Origin of the sequence: Cupriavidus sp. WS (assembly GCF_000395345.1) — a bacterium.
GTDB lineage: Bacteria > Pseudomonadota > Gammaproteobacteria > Burkholderiales > Burkholderiaceae > Cupriavidus > Cupriavidus basilensis_B.
Genome location: NZ_AQPL01000209.1, coordinates 29346 through 50497 on the forward strand (window position 1 = coordinate 29346; position 21152 = coordinate 50497).

Annotated in this window: 20 protein-coding genes; 19 read left to right on the plus strand and 1 reads right to left on the minus strand. The window is 69.2% G+C overall.

Annotation, left to right across the window (positions count from 1 at the left end; genetic code table 11):
- Nucleotides 1-11 precede the first annotated feature (11 nt).
- The 17 genes from K206_RS38555 (at nucleotide 12) to K206_RS0117800 (ending at nucleotide 17754) form a co-directional block, all read left to right on the plus strand.
- Nucleotides 12-959 (plus strand): NAD(P)-dependent oxidoreductase, encoded by a 948-nt coding sequence (locus K206_RS38555; RefSeq protein WP_020203734.1) that lies wholly within the window; start codon nucleotides 12-14, stop codon nucleotides 957-959.
- Nucleotides 956-1789, plus strand: a complete 834-nt coding sequence (locus tag K206_RS0117725; protein ID WP_020203735.1) for an ABC transporter ATP-binding protein — start codon at nucleotides 956-958, stop codon at nucleotides 1787-1789. Before K206_RS38555 ends, K206_RS0117725 begins: the two co-directional genes overlap by 4 nt.
- Complete coding sequence (locus K206_RS0117730; RefSeq protein WP_020203736.1) at nucleotides 1776-2486, plus strand: ABC transporter ATP-binding protein; 711 nt, start codon at nucleotides 1776-1778, stop codon at nucleotides 2484-2486. The genes K206_RS0117725 and K206_RS0117730 overlap by 14 nt, the downstream gene beginning before the upstream one ends.
- Nucleotides 2487-2519: 33 nt before the next feature.
- Nucleotides 2520-3401 carry a branched-chain amino acid ABC transporter permease gene (locus K206_RS0117735; RefSeq protein WP_020203737.1) on the plus strand — a complete coding sequence of 294 codons (882 nt, stop codon included), beginning with the start codon at nucleotides 2520-2522 and terminating at the stop codon, nucleotides 3399-3401.
- A complete protein-coding gene (locus K206_RS38560; protein WP_020203738.1) occupies nucleotides 3398-4447 on the plus strand; it encodes a branched-chain amino acid ABC transporter permease in 1050 nt (349 codons plus the stop codon). The genes K206_RS0117735 and K206_RS38560 overlap by 4 nt, the downstream gene beginning before the upstream one ends.
- Before the next feature lie 2 nt (nucleotides 4448-4449).
- On the plus strand, nucleotides 4450-5952 hold the full coding sequence (locus tag K206_RS0117745; protein ID WP_196812890.1) for an aldehyde dehydrogenase family protein: 1503 nt from the start codon (nucleotides 4450-4452) through the stop codon (nucleotides 5950-5952).
- 210 nt (nucleotides 5953-6162) lie between these two features.
- On the plus strand, nucleotides 6163-6816 hold the full coding sequence (locus tag K206_RS0117750) for a GntR family transcriptional regulator (protein WP_020203740.1): 654 nt from the start codon (nucleotides 6163-6165) through the stop codon (nucleotides 6814-6816).
- 113 nt (nucleotides 6817-6929) lie between these two features.
- Complete coding sequence (locus K206_RS0117755; protein WP_029043762.1) at nucleotides 6930-8126, plus strand: CaiB/BaiF CoA-transferase family protein; 1197 nt, start codon at nucleotides 6930-6932, stop codon at nucleotides 8124-8126.
- Between the two features lie 13 nt (nucleotides 8127-8139).
- Nucleotides 8140-8922, plus strand: coding sequence for an enoyl-CoA hydratase (locus K206_RS0117760; protein ID WP_020203742.1), 783 nt, complete (start codon nucleotides 8140-8142; stop codon nucleotides 8920-8922).
- 146 nt (nucleotides 8923-9068) lie between these two features.
- Nucleotides 9069-9869, plus strand: coding sequence for a shikimate dehydrogenase (locus tag K206_RS0117765; protein ID WP_020203743.1), 801 nt, complete (start codon nucleotides 9069-9071; stop codon nucleotides 9867-9869).
- Complete coding sequence (locus K206_RS0117770) at nucleotides 9866-11500, plus strand: GMC family oxidoreductase (RefSeq protein ID WP_020203744.1); 1635 nt, start codon at nucleotides 9866-9868, stop codon at nucleotides 11498-11500. The genes K206_RS0117765 and K206_RS0117770 overlap by 4 nt, the downstream gene beginning before the upstream one ends.
- The gene (locus tag K206_RS0117775; protein ID WP_020203745.1) at nucleotides 11497-12702 is read left to right on the plus strand and encodes an iron-containing alcohol dehydrogenase; all 1206 of its coding nucleotides are present in this window, start codon (nucleotides 11497-11499) and stop codon (nucleotides 12700-12702) included. The genes K206_RS0117770 and K206_RS0117775 overlap by 4 nt, the downstream gene beginning before the upstream one ends.
- A 449-nt stretch (nucleotides 12703-13151) precedes the next feature.
- Nucleotides 13152-13340 carry a hypothetical protein gene (locus K206_RS42945; RefSeq protein ID WP_155888119.1) on the plus strand — a complete coding sequence of 63 codons (189 nt, stop codon included), beginning with the start codon at nucleotides 13152-13154 and terminating at the stop codon, nucleotides 13338-13340.
- The gene (locus K206_RS38565) at nucleotides 13337-13714 is read left to right on the plus strand and encodes an ABC transporter permease (RefSeq protein ID WP_020203747.1); all 378 of its coding nucleotides are present in this window, start codon (nucleotides 13337-13339) and stop codon (nucleotides 13712-13714) included. Before K206_RS42945 ends, K206_RS38565 begins: the two co-directional genes overlap by 4 nt.
- The gene (locus K206_RS0117790; RefSeq protein WP_029043764.1) at nucleotides 13666-14445 is read left to right on the plus strand and encodes an enoyl-CoA hydratase/isomerase family protein; all 780 of its coding nucleotides are present in this window, start codon (nucleotides 13666-13668) and stop codon (nucleotides 14443-14445) included. The genes K206_RS38565 and K206_RS0117790 overlap by 49 nt, the downstream gene beginning before the upstream one ends.
- Nucleotides 14445-16589, plus strand: a complete 2145-nt coding sequence (locus K206_RS0117795) for an acetate--CoA ligase family protein (RefSeq protein WP_029043765.1) — start codon at nucleotides 14445-14447, stop codon at nucleotides 16587-16589. The genes K206_RS0117790 and K206_RS0117795 overlap by 1 nt, the downstream gene beginning before the upstream one ends.
- Before the next feature lie 181 nt (nucleotides 16590-16770).
- Nucleotides 16771-17754 carry a LysR family transcriptional regulator gene (locus K206_RS0117800; protein ID WP_020203750.1) on the plus strand — a complete coding sequence of 328 codons (984 nt, stop codon included), beginning with the start codon at nucleotides 16771-16773 and terminating at the stop codon, nucleotides 17752-17754.
- Between the two features lie 146 nt (nucleotides 17755-17900).
- Here the strand turns inward: K206_RS0117800 and K206_RS0117805 are convergent, their stop codons facing one another.
- On the minus strand, nucleotides 17901-18887 hold the full coding sequence (locus K206_RS0117805; RefSeq protein WP_020203751.1) for an MDR family oxidoreductase: 987 nt from the start codon (nucleotides 18885-18887) through the stop codon (nucleotides 17901-17903).
- Nucleotides 18888-19398: 511 nt separating this feature from the next.
- On the opposite strand from K206_RS0117805, the gene K206_RS0117810 reads away from it, so the two are divergent.
- Both K206_RS0117810 and K206_RS0117815 read left to right on the plus strand, forming a co-directional pair.
- Entirely contained in the window at nucleotides 19399-20655 is a 1257-nt protein-coding gene (locus K206_RS0117810; RefSeq protein WP_020203752.1) for an NAD(P)/FAD-dependent oxidoreductase, read from the plus strand.
- A gap of 65 nt (nucleotides 20656-20720) precedes the next feature.
- Nucleotides 20721-21152 (plus strand): RidA family protein, encoded by a 432-nt coding sequence (locus K206_RS0117815; RefSeq protein ID WP_020203753.1) that lies wholly within the window; start codon nucleotides 20721-20723, stop codon nucleotides 21150-21152.

The window sequence follows — 21152 nt, forward strand, 5'->3', positions numbered from 1 at the left end:
AGCGATTTGAAATGACACAAGTGAAAGAACACGCGTTCGCCACGGTCGGCTTCATCGGTCTCGGCACGATGGGCCACCGCATGGTCCGGCATCTCAAGGGCTCGGCCACGCTGCTGGTCAGCGACGCCAACGCGGCCGCGGCCGCGGCGGCGGCCGAAGCGGTCGGCGGCAGGGTGGCGACGGTGGCCGACATGGCCGCGGCGGATGCGGTGATCCTGATGCTGCCCACCAGCCAGGTGGTCGACGCCGTCCTGCGCGGCGAGGGCGGCAAGGGCCTGTTCGACGCGCTCAAGCCGGGCGCCCTGATCATCGACATGAGCTCGTCGGCGCCGACCAACTCGGTCGCGAACGCCGAAGAGGCGAAGCGCCGCGGCCTGCGCTTCATCGACGCGCCGGTCTCGGGCGGCGCCATCGGCGCGGAGAAGGGCACGCTCGCGATCATGGTGGGTGGCGACGCCGCCGACTACGAAGCGGCCCGCCCGCTGCTGCTGAAGATGGGGCCGAACGTGTTCCACGTCGGCAGGGTCGGCGCCGGCCACGCGGTCAAGGCACTGAACAACCTGATGTCGGCCACCGCGCTCGCGGTCAACAGCGAGGCCTTCGCGGTCGGCGAGAAGTTCGGGCTGGACCCGGCGACCATGCTCAAGGTCGTCAACGCCTCGAGCGGCCAGAACTGGGTGTCCATGACGCACTGGCAGCCCCAGATCGTCGACCGCAAGTTCGCCTGCGGCTTCACCATGCAACTGCTCGAGAAGGACGTGCGCGTGGCGATGTCGCTCTACGACGCGATGGGCGCGAAGGGCACGGTCTCGCGCAGCGTGGCGGCCTCGTGCGCGCAGTCGCTGCGCGCGGCCGCGCCGGGTGCCGACATGTCGGTCATGGCGCAGCAGGCGCAGCAGGAGCTCGGGCTGGGCAGCGCGCCCCGGCAGCCGAAGCCGGGCGAGGCCGTCAGGGCATGAGCGCCGTGTTGATGGCGCTGCCGCCGGAGACCGTCGAGGCGTTGCCGGCGACGGCTTCGCCGAAGCTCGCGATCGACAAGCTGTCGCTGCGGTTCGGCGGCATCGTCGCGATCAACGAGCTGACGTTCGAGGTTCGCCGGAACGTGATCTGCGGCCTGATCGGTCCGAACGGCGCGGGCAAGACCAGCCTGTTCAACTGCGTCAGCCGCCTCTACAACCCGTCGTCGGGGCGCATCCTGTTCGACGGCGAGGACATCACGGGGCTGAAGTCCAAAGACATGGCCAGGCGGGGCATCGCCCGCACGTTCCAGAACCTCGCGCTGATCAACAGCCTGACGGTGCTTGAAAACGTCATGCTGGGCGGCTACCACCACGGCCGCACCCGCCTGTTCATGGCGCCGTGCGTGCCGGTGTCGCGGCGCGCCGAGGAGATCGCGCTGCGGCGCGACGCCATGCTGCTGCTGGAACGGCTGGGGCTGGACCATCTTCACGACGAGCGCGTCGACAGCCTGCCTTATCCGACGCTCAAGCGCATCGAGCTGGCGCGCGCGCTGGCCGCCAACCCGTCGTTCCTGATGCTCGACGAGCCCGCGGGCGGGCTCTCGCATTCCGAGGTGGACGAGCTCGCGCGGACCCTGCTGCGGGTGCGGCAGGACTTCGACGTGACCATCCTGCTGGTCGAGCACCACATGGGCATGGTGATGAACATCTCCGACGACATCGTGGTGCTCGATTTCGGCAACAAGATCGCCGAGGGCAAGCCGCAGGCCGTGAAGTCCGACCCGCGCGTGATCGAGGCCTACCTGGGGAAGAAGCGTGGACGTTCTTGAGATCAAGGGCCTGGCCGCGGGCTACGGCAGGACGGCGGTGCTGCACGGGGTCGACCTGGCGGTGCCCGAGGGCAGCATCGTGGTGCTGCTCGGCGCCAATGGCGCCGGCAAGACCACCACGCTCAAGTCGATCAGCGGCATGATCAAGCGCGAAGGCCAGGTGCTGCTCGACGGCAAGCCGCTCAAGGGCATGGGGCCGGACCGCATCGCGCGCATGGGCGTCGCGCACGCGATGGAGGGGCGCGGGACGTTCGCCGACCTGACCGTGGAGGACAACCTGCAGGTCGGCGCCTACCGCCGCAAGGACAAGGGCGGCATCGACGCCGACATCGAGCAGATGTATACGCTCTTCCCGCGCCTGCGCGAGCGCCACAAGCAGAAGGCGGGCAGTCTGTCCGGCGGCGAGCAGCAGATGCTGGCGGTGAGCCGGGCGCTGATGCTCAAGCCGCGCGTGATGCTGCTCGACGAGCCGTCGCTGGGCCTCGCGCCGGTCATCATCGACCACCTGTTCGCCGCGCTGCAGACGGTCAACCGGACGCTCGGCACCTCGATGCTGATCGTCGAGCAGAACGCCAATCTCGCGCTCGAGATCGCGCATCGCGCCTACGTCCTCGAGATCGGCCGGGTGGTGCTGTCGGGCAGCGCGGCGGAGGTCGCCGCCAACGACAGCATCCGCGCCGCCTACCTGGGTCACTGAGACACTAACGAGACGCCAACGAGAGGGACACACATGCAGTATTTCCTCCAGCAGATCATCAACGGCATCGGCGACGGGGCGATCTACGCGTCGCTGGGCCTCGCGCTGGTGCTGATCTATCGCACCACCAACATCGCCAATTTCGCGCAGGGCGAGATGGCCACGGTGTCGGCCTACGTCGCCTGGCAGTGCGTGGCCTGGGGCCTGCCCCTGGGCTGGGCGATCGTGGTGGCGATCGTCGTCTCGCTGTTCGTGGGCATGGCAACCTACCTGATCTTCGTGCGGCCGGTGCAGAACAAGGACGAGCTCACCATCATCATCGTCACGCTGGGCCTCTTCCTCGCGTTCAACAGCCTCAGCGGCGCGACCTGGGGCTTCATGCAGATGCCGCTCGACTCGCCTTTCCCCGAGAAATATTTCTCGATCGGCTCGTTCCGCGTCAGTGTCGAGCTGCTCGGCACGGTCGCCGTGCTGGTGGCGATCTCCGTGGGCATGTTCCTGCTGTTCCAGAAGACACGGCTGGGCATGGCGCTGCGCGCCGCCGCCTCCAACGGCTCCTCGGCCAAGCTCGTCGGGATTCCCTTCACCGCGATGATGGCCATCGGCTGGGGCCTCGCGGCCGTGCTGGGCGCGGTCTCGGGATTGCTGGTCGCGCCGCGCGTCACGATCGACCCGAACATGATGGGCTCGATCATCATCTATGCGTTCGCGGCGGCCGTGGTCGGCGGCCTCACGAGCTATCGCGGCGCCGTGGTCGGCGGCGCCGTGGTCGGCATCTCCCAGTCGCTGTCCATGGCCTACCTGCCGTGGCTGGGCGCCGACCTGCAGATCCTCCTGCCGCTGCTGCTGATCGTGGCGGTTCTGATCGTCAAGCCCGAAGGTCTCTTCGGCAGTACCGTGATGGTGCGCGTATGAACAAGGTGAGCATTCTCCCCGCGCCGGCCGTGGCCGGCCCCCGGCCCGTGCGCAGGACGTCGACCCTCGGCTGGCTCGCGTTCGCGGCGCTGCTGTTCCTGGTGCCGCTGGTCTTCCCCGGCTACCGCACGTTCCAGTTCACCGGCGTGCTCACCTATGCGATCGCGGCGCTGGGCCTGAACCTGATCACCGGCTACGTGGGCCAGGTCTCGCTGGGCCACAACATGTTCTTCGCGCTGGGCGCGTACACGGCCATCCTCACGCATACGCTGCTGGGCGTGAACCCGCCGCTTTCCGTGTGCATCGCCGCGCTCGTCTGCTTCGGCGCCGGCTATCTCGCGGGATTCCCGGCCAAGCGCCTGCGCGGCCTGTACCTGGCGCTCATCACGCTGATCCTCGCGGTGTCGGTCGTGCCGCTGGTCAAGCATTTCAAGTCGTACACCGGCGGGGCCGCCGGCCTGACCTTCGACAAGCCGGACCCGCCCGCATGGTTCACGCTGGGCCAGGACGCGTGGCTCTACTACTTCGTGCTGCTGTTCGCCATCGTGGTCTTCTGGGCGGTGCGCAACTTCGTCGCCGGCAGCACCGGGCGGGCGCTCGCCGGCATCCGCGGGGGCGAGCTGGCGGCCTCGTCGATGGGCGTGGACGTGAACCACCTCAAGGTCGTCGTGTTCGGCACGGGATCGATGCTCGGCGGCGTCGGCGGCGCGCTCGCGGCCTACACGATCGGCTTCATCGGCCCCGATTCGTTCACCCTCATGCTGTCGATCGGTTTCCTGGCGTCGATCGTCGTGGGCGGCCTGGGCACCATCAGCGGCGCGGTGGTGGCGGGCCTGTTCCTGCAGTTCGTGCCGTCCTATGCGTCGGACATCAGCCAGGCGCTCGCCGGCGCGGTGTACGGCGGCATCCTGATCGTCTGCATGTTCCTGATGCCGCGCGGCATCACCGGCTCGCTGATCAAGCTGCTCGATGCGCGGCGCGAGGCCAGCAAGCATCCATCAACCCAGGGCGTCCCGTCCTCCAGCCGCCCCAATCCACAGGAGTGATCGTGTCCAACGAATTTCATGGTCTGCAAAGCCAGGCCGAACCCTCGGTCCGGCTCGGCCCCGTCATGCAACTGCTCAACGGCGAGTGGGTGGGCAGCGCCGACGGCCGCGCGCTGCCGGTCGAGTGTCCCGCCAACAAGCGCGTCATCGCCGAGATCCCGCGTGCCGGGGCGGAAGACGTCGAGCGCGCGGTGCAGGCCGCCGAGCGCGCGTTCTCCGCATGGAAGAAGGTGACGCCGTCGCAGCGCGGCCGCGCGATGCAGAAGATCGCCGACGCGCTCGAAGCGCAGCTGGAGGACTTCGCGCGGATCATCGCGCACGAGACCGGCAACGCGCTGCGCACGCAGGCACGGCCCGAGGCGCAGCTGTGCGTCGACGCCTTCCGCTATTTCGGCGGCCTGGCCAGCGAGCTCAAGGGCGAGATGCTGCCGCTCGGCGACGACATCCTCAGCTACACGCGCCGCGAGCCGCTCGGGATCGTCGGCGCGATCGTGCCGTGGAACGCGCCCGCGGTGCTGTGCTCGATCAAGATCGCGCCGGCGCTGGTGGCCGGCAACACGATGGTGCTCAAGCTCGCGGAGGATGCGCCCTTCGCGGGCCTGTTCCTCGCGGAGATCTGCCAGCGCTTCCTCCCGCCGGGCGTGCTCAACGTCGTCACCGGGCTCGGCGCGGAGTGCGGCGCGGCGCTGGCGTCGCATCCGCGCATCCACAAGATGTCCTTCACCGGCTCCACCGGGGTCGGCAAGAGCATCATGGCCGCGGCGGCGGAGCGCATCGGCCCGGTCTCGCTGGAGCTGGGCGGCAAGAGCCCGACCATCGTGTGCGACGACGCGGACGAAGAGTGGGTCGTGCAGAACGTGGGCACGGCCATGCGCTTCACGCGCCAGAGCCAGTCGTGCACCGCCGGTTCGCGCCTGTTTCTCCACGAGTCCATCTACGATTCGTTCCTGGAGAAGCTGGTCAAGCTCATGAACAGCTACAAGATCGGCAACCCGCTGGACGAGGCGACCGACATGGGCAGCCTCATCAGCAGCAAGCAGTACGGGCGCGTGTGCAGCTACATCGAGGAAGGGCTGAAGAACCCGGACGTGAAGTTGCTGACCGGCGGCCTGCCGCCGACCTCCGGCCCGCTGGCCGAAGGGTACTTCACCGTGCCGACGCTGTTCGGCGGCAGCTCGAATGCGTGGCGCCTGGCCAAGGAGGAGATCTTCGGGCCGGTGCTCGTCGTGATTCCCTGGAAGGACGATGCGCAGGTGCTGAAGATGGCCAACGACAGCCATTACGGGCTGGCCGGCTACGTGTTCTCGAACAACACGGCGCGTGCGATCCGCATGGCCCATGAGATAGACTCGGGCTGGGTGCAGGTCAACCAGGGCAAGGGCCAGTTGTTCGGCCAGCCCTACGGCGGCTTCAAGCAGAGCGGCCAGGGCAAGGAGCAGTCGCTGTCTTCCCTGACCGAAGGCTTCTCGCGGCTCAAGACCGTGACGGTCAACCTGACGATCTGACCCGGCTGCTTCCCGACGACTTCGAGCGATTTTTTCCGACCCATCCACAGTGAGAGACACTTCCGAGCTTTTCCACCCCGCGCACCCATGCCCCGCGTTCCGAGCGCACGCGAGGGCCTGGCGTGCCGGCGACCGGCAGGCATGCCGCTTCGGTTCCCGCGCCCTTGAGCGCCCGCGCTTCGCGGGAACCCTCCGATACAGGCAAGTGCCATGACGACGAGCGACCAGATCTACAGAGCGGTCGAGTCGCAGATCAGCCAGCGCATGCTGTTGCCCGGCGATTCGATCGACGAGGAGAGCCTGATGACGCAGTTCGGCGTCTCCCGCACCCCCGTGCGCGAGGCGCTGGTGCGGCTCAAGTCCGAAGGTCTCGTCAGCAGCATTTCCCGCGGCGGCTCGATCGTCTCGAAGATGGACGTGCAGCAGTTGGTCTCCGTCTGGGAGCTGCTGTCCGACCTGGAAGGGCTCTGCGCGGGTTATGCGTGCGAGCGCATGACGCGGCCGGAGCGGCAAGCCCTGATGGACGCCCATCTCGCCGGCGAAGCCGCCGCCGAGGCCGACGACCAGGTCGGATGGCAGCAGGCCAACATGGCGTTCCACGAGGTGCTCTATGCCGGCTCGCGCAATACGTTCCTGCGCCAGGAGATCCTGCGCATGCGCACCCGCACGGTCGCCTACCGCTCCCATTCGTTCGGCGCGGTGGGTGACGCCATGCACGCGCACCTCGAGCATGGCCAGATCGCGAAAGCGATCCAGGAGCGCGATGGCGAGACGGCGGTGCGCCTCATGAGGGCGCATCTGCGTCCCGAGGGCGCGACGCTGATCAACCTGCTGCAATCGCTACCGAAGGACATGCTGCGCTGAGATCCTTCTTCACCACCTCTTGAGTTTCGCGAGCCTTGAACGGCCTGCCAGGCTCGCTTGTGCCCATTTGCATGAATGGGCTTTGCGCGAACATAAATACATCTGGAGTACGAATGTCCCGCATCTGCGCATCCTCGGCCCTTCAGGGCATCAAGGTACTTGACCTCTCCCGGGTTCGCGCCGGTCCCACGTGCGTGCGGATGCTGGCCGATTTCGGTGCCGACGTGGTTCGCATCGAGCCGCCGGCCGGCGTCGATCCGAACGAAGACATATTCGCCGTCAACCGCCTCGGCGGGGACTTCCAGAACCTCAACCGCAACAAGCGGTCGATGACGCTGAACCTCAAGAAGCCCGAGGGCCTCGCCATCCTCAAGCGCATGGTCAGGACCGCCGACGTCGTCGTGGAGAACTGGCGGCCGGACGTGAAGACGCGCCTCGGCGTCGACTACGCATCCCTGCGCGCCATCAACCCGCGCATCATCCTGGCGAGCATCTCGGGATTCGGGCAGGACGGGCCGTACGCGGCGCGGCCGGGCTTCGACCAGATCGTGCAGGGCATGGGCGGGCTCATGTCGGTGACGGGCTATCCCGAGACCGGGCCGCTGCGCGCCGGCATCGCCGTCGCCGATTCGAGCACGGGTCTCTACACCGCCATCGGCATCCTCATCGCGCTGCGCGAGCGCGACCAGTCCGGCGAGGGGCAATGGGTGCAGGCGTCGCTGCTGCACTCGCAGATCGCGATGATGGACTTCCAGGTCGCGCGCTTCCTGAACGAGGGCGATATCCCGCGGCCCGCGGGCAACGACCATCCGACGAGCGCGCCGATGGGCGTGTTCAACGCGGCCGACGGGCTGCTCAACCTGGGCGCCGCCGGGCAGGGGACGTGGATGCGGCTGTGCAAGGTCATCGGGCATCCCGAATGGATCGCCGACGCCGAATTCGCCACCGAGCCCCTGCGCGTGAAGCACCGCGCGCGCCTGAACAGCCGGCTCAACGAAGTCTTCGGCGCGCATGGCGTGCAGCACTGGGTCGCGCTGCTGAACGACGCGGGCGTGCCGGCCGGCCCGGTCTACGACGTGCCGGAGATGCTCGAGGACGAGCAGGTGCAGCATCTCGCCGTGGTGGTCGATACGCGCACCGGCAAGGGCGAGCCGATCAAGGTGATCAGCCAGCCGGTGACGCTGTCGCGCACGCCGGCTACCATCGTGGCCGCGGCACCCGCCTGGGGCGAGCATACCGCCGAGATTCTCGCGGAATGCGATTTCGACGCTGCGGAGATCGCCGGTCTCCGCGAACAACTGGTTATCTGAGGAAGAACGAGCCATGCCTGAACTGATCGTGAAGCGCGAGGCGGCCATCGGTCGCATCGTGTTCTCCAATCCGAGCAAGTACAACGCGATGTCGCGGGACATGTGGCTTGCCCTGCCGGAAGCGCTAGACGCGCTCGACGCCGACCCCGAGATCCGGCTGATCGTGCTGGAGGGCGACGGCGACAGCGCGTTCGTCTCCGGCGCCGACATCTCGCAGTTCGGCGCGTCGCAGGCGGACCCCGCGGTGCAGGCGGCCTACAACGCGGCCGTGGAGCAGGCCTACCTCGCGCCGGTGAAATGCAGCAAGCCGGTCGTCGCCAGGATCCGCGGCATCTGCATGGGCGGCGGCCTCGGCCTTGCCGCCGCGTGCGACCTGCGCTTCTGCCGCGACGACGCGCGCTTTCGCATGCCGGCCGGACGCATGGGCCTGGGCTACAGCGTGGTGGGCGTGCGCCGGTTCATGACCGTGGTCGGCGTGGCCAATACCTTCGACATGTTCTTCTCCGCGCGCGTCTTCGGCGCGCAGGAGGCGTTGCGCATGGGCTTCGTGAGCCAGGTGGCGCCGCGCGAGACGTTCGATGCGATGTTCGACGAATGGTGCGCCGCCGTGGTCGAGAACGCGCCGCTTACGCTGCGGGCGCTCAAGCGGACGGTCAACGAGCTCATCCACGATCCCGGCGATCGCGACGTCGCCGCGGCCGAGGCCGCCATCGCGGCCTGCTTCGCGAGCGCCGACTACCGGGAGGGCGCGGCCGCCTTCATGGAGAAGCGCAAGCCGCGGTTCCAGGGCGCCTGAGGGCGCTGGCCGCGCGGGCGCGCTCCGACATGCCGGGCGCGTGAGACGGGACCTGTCTTGCGCGAGGCGCGGCGGACGGCCGATGCTCCCGGGCGTCGCCGTGCGCATTCCCAATCTCCCAATCTGCCATTCCACCCCGAGACAAGATGAACGAGATCACCGGCACCACGCGTCTGATGGCCACCATCGGCGATCCCATCCAGCAGGTCCTCGCGCCGCAGGAGATCAACCGCCTGATGGCCGCGCGCGGCATCGACGCGGCCCTGGTGCCCATGCAGGTGCCCGTCGCGGGCCTGGCAAAGGTGGCCGACGGCCTGCGGCAGATGTCGAACCTCGAAGGGTTCATCGTCACGGTGCCGCACAAGAACGCGTTCGTCGCCTTGTGCGACGAACTCACGCCGGAGGCCGCCCGCGTGGGCGCGGTCAACATCGTCAGGCGCCTGCCCGACGGGCGGCTGCGGGGCGGGATCCTGGACGGCCTGGGCTTCGTCGGCGGACTGCGCGGCAACGACCTCGATCCCGCCGGGATGCGCGTCTACGTGGCGGGCGCCGGCGGCGCGTCGACGGCCATCACGTACGCGCTCGGCGACGCCGGCGCCGCCGCGATCACGATCGCCAACCGCGACGCGGCCAAGGCGCAGGCGCTGGCCGCGCGCCTGCGCGTGGCGTTTCCGGCCATCGCCATCGCGGTCGGCACGCGCGACCCGTCGGGGCATGACCTGGTGATCAACTGCACGTCGCTCGGCATGCGGCCCGACGATGCGCTGCCGCTCGACGCCGAACGGCTGACCGCGGACCAGGTGGTGGCCGAAGTCATCATGAAGCCGGCCGAGACGGCGCTGCTCGCGGCCGCCCGCAAGCGGGGCTGCCGCATCCACTATGGCAAGCCCATGCTCGTGAGCCAGATCGAGATGATGGCGGACTTCATGCTGCAGGCGGCCCCATGAGCGAAGGCGCGCTTGCCCGCGAGGAGGGCTGGGACTACGTCATCGTCGGCGGCGGCACGGCAGGCTGCATCCTGGCGAACCGCCTGAGCGCCTCCGGCCGCCATCGCGTGCTCATGCTCGAGGCCGGCGGCGAGCCCGCGAGCCGCTGGATCGGCATTCCGGCGGGCTTCAGCAAGCTCCTCGTCGACCAGCAGTACAACTGGCGCTTCCAGACCGAGGCGGAGCCAGGCACCCGCAACCGGGTGATCTCGGTGCCGCGCGGCAAGGGCCTGGGCGGTTCCTCGCTGATCAACGGCATGATCTACGTGCGCGGCCAGAGCGCCGACTACGATGCGTGGGCGGCCGGCGGCGCGCACAGCTGGGGCTGGCGCGACGTGGAGCCCTATTTCCGCAAGATCGAGAACTATCCGCGGGGCGGCCCGGCGCGCGGGCACGACGGTCCGATGAAGCTCGCGCAGGTGCGCGAGCGCTACCCGATCGCGCAGGCGTTCATCGATGCCGCCCTCGAGGACGGCTGGGCCTACAACGAAGACTACAACGGCGAGAGCCAGGAAGGCGTCGGCTACTACCAGGTCGTGCAATCGGCGGGCCGGCGCTGGAGCGCCTACGAAGGGTATCTGCGGCCGGCGCTCGACCGGCCCAACCTGCGGGTGGTGACGGACGCCCTCGTCACCAGGATCGAAATCGAGGGCGCGCGCTGCACCGGCGTGACGTGGCGGCGCGGCGGCGTGGAGACCACCACGCGCGCCGCGCGCGAGGTCATCCTCTGCGCCGGCGCGATCCAGTCGCCGCAGCTCCTGGAGCTGTCCGGCGTCGGCCAGCCCGCGCTGCTGCAACGGATGGGAATTCCGGTCAGGCACGCGTTGCCGGGCGTCGGCGAGAACTACGTCGATCACTTCGCCACGCGCATGAACTGGCGCGTGCGCAACACGGTCACGCTGAACGAGATGTCGCGCGGATGGCGCCTCGGGCTGGCCGTGGCGGAATACTTCACGCGCAGGACCGGCATCCTGACGCTCGGAACGGGCCTGGTGAACGGCTTCGTGAAATCGCGTCCGGACGTGGCCACGCCCGACGCCCAGTATTTCTTCGTGCACGCGAGCTACGCCGATGCGTCCAAGCGCATCCTCGACCGCGCGCCCGGCATGACCATCGGCGTGACGCAGCTTCGGCCCGAATCGGTCGGCAGCATTCACGTGAAGTCGCTCGATCCGCTCGCGTCGCCGTCGATCCGCCCCAACTTCCTCGACGCGCAGGTCGACCGCGACTGCATGGTCGGCGCCATGAAGGTCGCGCGCCGGATCGTGTCGCGAAGCGCCATGCGGCCGTACGTCGTGCAGGAACTCAGCCCGGGAGACGCGTGCGCCAGCGACGAGGCCTGGCTCGACTTCGCGCGCGACAACGGCCAGACCATCTACCACCCGCTCGGCACTTGCCGCATGGGGAGCGACGCCGCTGCCGTGGTCGATTTGCGCCTGTCGGTGCGAGGGCTGGCGGGCCTGCGCGTCGTCGACGCGTCCGTCATGCCGAAGATGGTCTCCGGGAATATCCAGGGCGCCGTGATGATGGTGGCGGAGAAGGGCGCGGATCTCATCCTGGCCGATGCCGGCCAGCGGCGGGAAACTATATGACCCCGCAACCGCCGCCGGTGACGGCGCAAGAGCAGGACGACGATCTCGGGCGCGTCCCCTTCGTCTATCAGAATGCCCTGCCCGGGCGCGTGGTCTTCGCGATGCCGGCGGGGCGCGCGGTGCTGGCCGAGGCGGAGCGCTGCGGCGCCGGGCGGGTCCTGGTCGCATCGGGCCGGTCCCTCGCGCGCATGGCCGACGGGCCGCTGCAGCAGGTCGAGCGCGAGCTCGGGAGACGGCACGTCGGCACCATCGCGACCATGCGCGGGCACACCCCGCGCGAGGATGTGCTGGAGATCGCGGAAGCGATGCGGCGCGCACGTGCCGACCTGCTCGTCGCGGTAGGCGGCGGCTCCGTCATCGACGGCTGCAAGGCCGCCCTGATGTGCCAATGGATGGACGTGCGCGATGTCGCCGCCGTGGATGCCCTGCTCGATGCAACCGCCATCTCGCCGCCCGCCAGTCCCGTGCGCATGGTCTCGGTGTCGACCACGCTGTCGGGCGCCGAATTCACCGCCGTGGCCGGCGTGACCGAACTGGCCACCAAGGCCAAGCAGATCTTCAGGCATGAACTTCTGGTGGCGCGAACGGCGATCCTGGACCCCGCCGCCACGCGCATGACGCCCATCGATCTTCTTCTGTCGACAGGCATGCGCTCGGTCGATCACGCCGTGGAGGCATTCTGTTCCCCGAGCGCGAATCCCGTGACGGACCTCCATGCCTTGCAGGGATGGCGCCTGCTCCACGACGGGCTGCGCGCGATCAGGAGCCATCCCGACCGCGGCGGCCCGCGGGCGCGGTCGCAGCTCGGCATGTGGCAGGCGATCTCGGCCTTGTCCACCGGCGCCGGATCGGGCGCCAGCCACGGCATCGGCTACGCGATCGGCGCCACGTTCGACGTGGCGCATGGCCACACCTCATGCGCGATGCTGCCCGCGGTGCTGCGCTGGAACGCCAGCGTCAACGCGGCACGCCAGCAGCAACTGTCCGCCGCCGTGGGACGCCCGGACGTCCCGGCGGCCGTGCTGATCGCGGAGCTGGTCGCATCCCTCGGATTGCCCGGCAGGCTGCGGGACCTGGGCATCGGCCGCGGCGACTTGCGGGAGATCGCGCGCCGGTCGCTCGGCTACGCGCCGGTGCAGGCCAATCCGCGTCCGATCGCGCGGGAGGCGGACGTGCTGGAGATTCTTGAGCTGGCGCTGTAGCCGGGCTCCGGCGTCGAGGCTTCAGGCCGTATCGCGCGTTCCGGCGGCGCGGGGCTGCGCGTCTCTTCAGGTCGGCCGCCACCGCGATTTCGTGCGCGATTGCGGCGCATCCGGATCCCGCGGGCAACAATGAGGAAGTGGGCGCAACAACGCGAAGGCCGGAATCTCGGACCTCGCCGTCGGCACGTCGCCGCTGCCGTTGGTGGCCGGCAGCGCACTCCCCCGCCGCCACGGATCGACGTACAACAATCACATGCCTCGAGCAATCCGCGTAATCCCTCGCCAAGGTTTGGTTTTCTTCATGTCCTGACACAGAATTTGCGGATTTACAGACCTCCCGGTGCCCGCGAGTATGGCAGCTAACCGATCGAGCGGTCGGTGCGCGAGGACGGCCCCGCTTCTGGCGATGGCCGTTCTGCCCTACGAACAGCCCGAGTCAGGAGGTATCCATGAGCACTCCCGGAGTCTTCCGGCGGCGCGACTTCTGTCGCTGCCTGCCCGCGTCGCCCGCGTTGGCGGTGCCGGCGATCGGCGCGGCCAGCGACAAGCGCGTGACCTTGCTGAGCTGGGGCGGCACGATCCAGGGCACCTTTGAAAAAGAGGGCTGGGCGGATCGCTTCAGGAATGGGCGGCCATGAATCCGGGCGCCGGCCGCTGGACCACGCTGCTGCGGATCGTGCTGCCGGTTTCGGCGCGCGGAGTGCTCTCGGCCTTCCTCCTCTGCCTGCTGATGTCGTTCTCCGAGGTCACGGTGACCATCTTCATGGCGGGCCCCGGCCGGCAGACGCTGCCGGTGCGCATCTACAACTACCTCACCGATCAGGTCGATCCGACGGTGGCGGCGATTTCTTCGATGATCATTTTCCTGACCATCGCGCTCGTGCCGATCCTGGACAGGCTCGGCGGGCTGCGTGGCTCGAAATGGTCGTTCCCAGCTTCCCAACGATCGAAAGGAGACAGTGAATGGCCGGGACCATTGATATTACCCATGACGGCGGCGTCAGCACCATGACGATCAACCACGCGCCGCTGAACGTATTCTCCGTCGACATGCTGCACGCGATGCTGGACGGCCTGCATGCGCTGGAGGCGCGCGGCGAGACGCGCGCCATCGTGATCCGCGGGGCCGGCACGCGCGCGTTCTCCGCCGGGGCGGACCTGAACGACCAGGCCGGATTCTCGGAGCACGATGCCCGGAACCTGCGCGTCATCGGCCGCCAGGTGGTCGAGCGCATCGAAACCCTGGAGAAGCCGGTGGTCACGGCCGTCGAGGGCTGGTGCATCGGCGGCGGCACCGGCATCGCATGGATCGGGGACATCCGCATCGCTTCGGAAAGCGCGCGTTTCCGCGCGGGGGATGCCTACCTGGGGATCATCCCGACGTGGAGCATCGGCATGGTGCGCCTGGTGCATTTCCTCGGGCGCAACCGCACGCTGGACCTGCTGCTGCTCGGCGAGGACATCGATGCCCGGGCGGCGCTGGAGCTCGGCCTCGTGACCCGGGTCGTGCCGGCGGCGGAATTCGACGGGCAGGTGGCGCGCATCGCGGCGCGGCTCGCAACTGCGGCGCCGATGTCGGTCAAGGCCATCAAGCTCGCCGTGCGCGCGCAGTACCGGGACAACACCGACCGGACCGCGCAGCTGGAAGAAGAGTGGTGCACGCGCATCTGGGCTTCCGAGGACAAGAACGAAGGCATCGCCGCGTTCAAGGAAAAGCGCCAGCCGCGCTTTCGGGGCCAATGATGTCCAGCGCCACCGCATCCCCCCATTTTTCGGCGCCGCCGCGGCTGGACGTGGCGCGCATCGTCGCGCCCCGCTCGGTCGCGGTTCTGGGCGCCTCCGATGACCTGAAGAAGTTCGGCGGCCGCATCATCCACTATGTCACGCGCAACGGCTACCGCGGCCGGGTGGTGCCGGTGAATCCGCGCCGGAGCGAAGTCGCGGGCCTGCCGGCCGTGGCGCGCATCGGTGACGCGGGCCCGGTCGACGTGGCCATCCTGGCGCTGCCCGCGGACATGGTCGAGCCGGCCATCGCCGAGTGCGCGGCGGCCGGCGTCGGCGCGTGCGTGATCGTATCGGCCGGCTTCGCCGAGCTTGGCGCCGAGGGTGAGGCGCGGCAGGCGCGGATCGTGCGCATTGCCCGCGACGCGGGCATGCGCCTGGTCGGCCCCAACTGCATGGGCATCATCAACCCGCACCATCGCATGGCGCTGACCTCCTCGCTGGTCGTGGAGCAGGGCGAACTGGTTCCCGGCAACATCGGCCTGATCAGCCAGAGCGGCGCGCTGATGGTGTCGATGTACGACCGCGCCTGCCGCGAGCAGATCCGCTTCAGCGCCTGCCTGTCGCTGGGCAACCAATGCGACCTGGAGATCTGCGACTTCTTCGAGTACATGATCGACGACCCGGCCACGCGGGTCATCACGATGTACGTCGAGGGCTTCGTGGATACCCGGCGCTTTGCCGAGCTGGCGCGCCGGGCGCAGCGCGCGGGCAAGCCCGTGCTGCTGACCAAGACCGGGCGCACCGCGGCGGGCGCGGAAGCCGCGCGCTCCCACACCGCGAGCCTGGCGGGCAACTACCAGGCGCTGGAAGCGCTGTGCGAGGCCACCGACGTGACCATCGTGGACGATCCCGATGGCATGCTCCAGCTCGCCGCGATCCATGCGCGCTTCGGCCGCTGCCGGGCCGAAGGCGTGGGCCTGATCTCCCCGTCCGGCGGCGCCATCGGGATCGCGGTGGACCGGCTGTCCGACGTGGGCATCCGGCTGGGCAGGCTGGATGCCGCCGCCGGGCAATTGCTGGGCACGGTCATGAATCCCAGCCACGCCTTCAATCCCGTGGACCTGGGCAACCGCACCGCGGAAGACATGGGCCAGCTGCGCACCATCGTGCAGGCCTACAATGCCTCGCCGGACATCGGCGTCCTCTTCGTGATCCTGACCACCTCGCCGCATTTCGAGCAGGTGACGCAGGCGCTGGGGCAGGCGATGGCGCGGGAGGGCGGCAAGCCCGTGCTGTTCGTGGTGACGCCGGGCGGCGTGGCCGACAACTGCCGGATGCTGCTGCAGGACCTGGGCTTGCCGTACGTGGACCGCATGGACGATGCGATCCGCATCCTTCGGCACTACGTCCCCAGGCGCAACGCGCTTCCGGCCAGGAACGTGCTGCAGCGGCCGCCTTCGCTGCCGGCGCCCGATCACCCAGGCCGGATGCTGAGCGCGCATCCCGCCGAGCCGGAAGTGAAGGCGCTGCTGCGCGCCTACGGCGTGCCGCTGGCGGCGGAAAATTTCTGCCGCACGGTGGAGGAAGCCGCCGACGCGGCGCGCGCCATCGGCTTTCCCGTGGTGCTCAAGGCGGTGAGCGCGCAGCTTGTCCACAAGAGCGATATCGGCGCCGTCAAGCTGCGGCTGCAGGACGAAGCCGCCGTGAGGCAGGCCTGGTCGGAGATCGCGCAGGCGCTGGCGAACCACGCGGGCGGCGCCGTCCTGGACGGCTGCCTGGTGGCCGAGATGGTGTCCGCGCAGACCGAGCTGATCGTCGGCGTGATCAACGATGGCCAGTTCGGCCCGATGATCATGGTCGGCTTCGGCGGCATCACCGTGGAACTGGTGCCGGACACGGAGCTGGCCGTCGCGCCGGTGGACGCGGACCAGGCGATGGCGCTGCTGCGGCGCCTGAAGCAGTGGCCGCTGCTCGACGGCTACCGCGGCATGCGCAAGGCCGACGTGCACGCCGTCGCCGACGTCGTCAGCCGCGTGAGCTGGCTGGCCGCGGACCTGCGGGACCACCTGGCCGAGCTCGACGTCAACCCGCTGCTGATCCGCGCGGGGGACGGCCGGCCGGTCGGCGTGGACGCGCGCGCGGCGATGCTCGGCGCCGGCTGAACGCGCGGATCGAGGGGAAGGGACCGGCACGGGCCGCGCGCCGGCCGGCCGCGATACGGCCTTGTCGTTCGTGGCCGGCGGCGCGCGGCTGGCTTGCAATTGCGGCCGGATCGCGCAACGATAGCGCCCATGACATTCCAGGGCGGGTAAAACCGCCTGTTTCGCCGACTGCCGATCCTTCATGCTCTCCAGAATCACGCTACGCCAGCTGGAATACTGTCTCGCCGCGAGCGACTACAACAGCATTGCCGAAGCGGCGGCTCGCATCCATGTGTCGCCTTCGTCCGTTTCGGCGGCGATCGCGCATCTGGAATCCGAGTTCGACGCCCAGCTGTTCGTGCGGCACCACGCCCAGGGCCTGTCGATGACGCCGCTGGGGGAGGAGGTCATCAAGCAGGTGCGCGGCATCCTGGATCAGACCAGCAGCCTGTACGCCATCGTGTCGGACGCGCAGTCCAGCATACGGGGGCCGTTGCGCGTCGGCTGCTTCACGACGCTGGCGGCGATGGTGACGCCGGAGCTGTGCCAGGGCTTCGCGCGGGCCCATCCCCAGGTCCAGGTGACGCACGTGGAGGACCACCAGGAAGGGCTGATCGAGCGGCTGCGCAAGGGCCAGATCGACGTGGCGGTCACGTACGACCTGCAGTTGCCCGGCGCCGACGTCGCCTTCGAGCCGCTGGCCACGCTGCCGCCCCACGTCATCGTCGGCGAGACCTCGCCGCTGGCGCACCAGCGTGTCGTGGCCCTCTCGGACCTGTCGGGCTACCCGATGGTGCTGCTGGACCTGCCCATGAGCCGCGACTATTTCTTCGGCCTGTTCCAGGCCGTGCAGGTGGAGCCGCTGGTGGCCGCGCGCTCCGGCAGCCCGGACGTGGTGCGCTCGCTGGTCGCCAATGGCGTGGGTTATTCGCTGGTGAATGTCCGGCCGCGCATGAGCCACTCGCTCGACGGCAAGCGGGTCGTGAGCCTGCGTCTGGCCGGCCACCACCAGCCGATGTGCCTGGGCATGGCCTGGATTCCGGCGCAACGGCCGCGCCGCGTGCTGGAAGCCTTCATGCAGCGATGCCGGACCTTCATCTCGGACGAGCACGTGCCCGGCATGGTCGCGCCATCGCACTTCATGTGGAACCCGGGCGACGAGCCCTCCACCGGCGAAGCGGCCTGAGGCCCGCGGCCCGGCCGCGCCGGGCCACCCGCCGTCAGGCATCAGGCATCAGGCGTCAGGCGTCAGGCGTCAGGCATCAGGCATCAGGCATCAGGCATCAGGCATCAGGCATCAGGCATCAGGCATCAGGCATCAGGCATCAGGCATCAGGCATCATTCCGGGTGCGGACCAGAATCCGGCCTTTCACCCGCCCGGCCATCAGTTCGTGTGCGGCTTCCACGGCTTCCGACAGCGAGATCTCGTGCGTCAGCTTGTCCAGCAGGGACAGGTCCAAGTCGCGCGCCAGGCGTTCCCACGCGCGCGTGCGCAATGCGAGCGGGGCCATGACGCTGTCGATGCCGGCCAGCGACACGCCGCGCAGGATGAACGGCATGACGGTCGCCGGCAGGTCGGCGCCCTGGGCCAGGCCGCACGCCGCCACCGTGCCGCCGTAGCGCGTCTGCGCCAGCGCATTGGCCAGGGTGTGGCTGCCGACCGGATCGACGACTCCGCTCCAGCGTTCCTTCTGCAAGGGCTTGCCCGGGCCGGACAGGGCCGCCCGGTCCATGATCTCGGCGGCGCCGAGAGCGCGCAGGTAGGCCTCTTCGCCGGCCTTGCCGGTCACGGCAACCACCCGGTGGCCCAGTTTCGACAGCAGCGCCAGCGCAATGGAGCCCACCCCGCCGGTGGCGCCCGTCACGAGGACCTCGCCATCGCCCGGGCGCACGCCGTTTTGCTCCAGCGCCATCACGCACAGCATGGCGGTGTAGCCGGCCGTGCCGATGGCCATCGTCTGCGCCAGCGTCAGCCCGTCGGGCAGGCGCACCAGCCATTCGCCGCGCAGGCGCGCGCGCTGCGCCAGGCAGCCCTTGTGCTTCTCGCCCACGCCAAAGCCGTTGAGCACCACCGCATCCCCGGCGCGCCAGGCGGCATGGCGGCTTTCGCGCACCACGCCCGCGCCGTCGATGCCGGCCACCATCGGCCATGCGCGCACCACGGGCGAGCGGTCGGTGATGGCCAGCGCATCCTTGTAGTTGAGCGTTGAGTACCGGATGTCGACCGTCACGTCGCCATCGGGCAGAAAGCCGTCGTCGACCTGGCGCACGGCGGCCGTGAACCGGTCGTCCTTTTCCAGAACAAGCGCATCGAACATGCATTACCTCCTCGGTGGGTCATTGAAGCTGAAGAATCCGGTCGCCGTGCCGGCTTGGGCGTGCTCGCGGGCGGCTGCCGCGCGCCGCGCCCGGTCACGTCCCGGCCACGATCATATCGGCGCGCCCGCGCGCCTTGCTTCGCTTTTGCCGAGGCCGCGATTCGCCCGTGCCGACGCAGCGGGCGCGGCATTCGCCGCCGGCCGGGGCCGGCCGCGCCGCGTGGGCAAGGGCGTGGCTGGCACAGCTTCCGGGTGTGGCCCGTCGGCGCAGCCGGCCGGGAGCCCCGCGGCGGCGCCCCGCGGCGGGGGCTGCGTTTTCCTGATGCACGTCATCGGCAAATCCAACGCAGCGCGAGCGGATTTTTCGCTGTAATTGGGCCGTGCCTTCCGGTGGCACGGTCCGACGCGCCAACGCCGCCAGCGATGTTGTCAGGCAGCCCATCCGCCGCGTGCCTGCGGCACCGCGCCCATTGATACCGATTACGGAGAAGACGTGACAACGCAGAAAACCATGTTCACCGACACGCTCATCGTCGGTGCCGGCCAGGCCGGCATCGCGATGAGCGAGCACCTGACCAAGCTGGACGTTCCTCACGTCGTGCTCGAGCGCGACCGCATCGCCGAGCGCTGGCGCACCGGGCGCTGGGATTCCCTGGTAGCCAATGGCCCCGCCTGGCACGACCGCTTTCCGGGCCTGGCGTTCGAAGGCCTGGACCCGGACGCCTTCGCGCCGAAGGACACCGTCGCGCGGTACTTCGAGACCTACGCCCGCAAGATCGATGCGCCCGTCCGCACCGGCGTGGAGGTGTTGAGCGCGCGGCGCAACCGCGGCAGGTACGGCTTCACGGTCGAGACGTCGGCCGGCACCTACGAGGCCCAGCGCATCGTGGTCGCGACCGGCCCGTTCCAGCGCCCGGTGATTCCGGCCCTGGCCCAGGGCGACGCCACGGTCATGCAGATCCACTCCGCCGCGTACCGCAACCCCGGGCAGTTGCCCGAGGGCGGCGTCCTGGTGGTCGGAGCCGGCTCGTCCGGCGTCCAGATCGCGGACGAGCTTCAGCGCGCGGGCCGGAAGGTCTATCTCTCCATCGGCCCCCACGACCGGCCCCCGCGCAGCTACCGGGGCCGGGATTTCTGCTGGTGGCTGGGCGTGCTCGGCCAGTGGGATCAGGAGATCGCCCAGCCCGGCCGGGAGCACGTGACCATTGCCGTCAGCGGCACGCATGGCGGGCGCACCATCGATTTCCGCGCGCTGGCGCACCAGGGGATCACGCTGGTCGGCGTCACCAAGGCGCTCCGCGACGGCGTGGTGACGTTCGAGAACGATCTCGCCGGACACGTGGCGCGCGGGGACGCGAGCTACCTCTCCTTGCTGGATGCCGCGGATGCCTACGTCGCCAGCAATGGCCTGGACCTGCCGGAGGAGCCCCAGGCGCGCGGGTCCCTGCCGGACCCGGCCTGCATGACCGATCCCGTGCTCCGGCTCGACTTGGCCCAAGCCGGCGTGGCGTCGATCATCTGGGCGACCGGCTACGCCACGGACTACGGCTGGCTGAAGGCCGATGCCTTCGATGCCGACGGCAAGCCGCGGCATCAGCGGGGCATCTCCAGCGAGCCCGGTGTGTACTTTCTTGGCCTGCCGTGGCTGACGCGGCGGGCCTCGGCCTTCATCTGGGGCGTCTGGCACGACGCCAGGCACATTGCCGACCACATCGTCACGCAACGCAAATACTTGTCGTACCGGGCCGACGCGCAGCGGCGGCCATAAGCGCATTGCCTTCCGCCGTCGACGGCCCGGCAGGAATACCGAATCAGCCAACAGGAGTTTTACCGATGCCCACGCATACGCGCATCCGCATGTTCAACACGAAGGACACCTACCCCAATCAGTCCCTGGACAACGACCTTTGCCAGGCCGTGCGCGCCGGCAACACGGTCTACGTGCGCGGCCAGGTCGGCACGGATTTCGAGGGGCGGCTGACCGGCCTCGGCGACCCGCGCGCCCAGGCTGAACAGGCGATGAAAAACGTCAGGCAGTTGCTCCAGGAAGCGGGGAGCGATCTGTCGCACGTCGTCAAGACCACCACCTATCTGACCGACCCGCGCTACCGCGAGCCCGTGTACCAGGAAGTCGGCAAGTGGCTGAAGGGCGTGTTTCCCATCTCGACGGGTCTGGTGGTGAGCGCCCTGGGCCAGCCGCAGTGGCTGATGGAGATCGACGTGATCGCGGTCATTCCGGACGGCTGGCAGCCGGCCCGGGCCTGA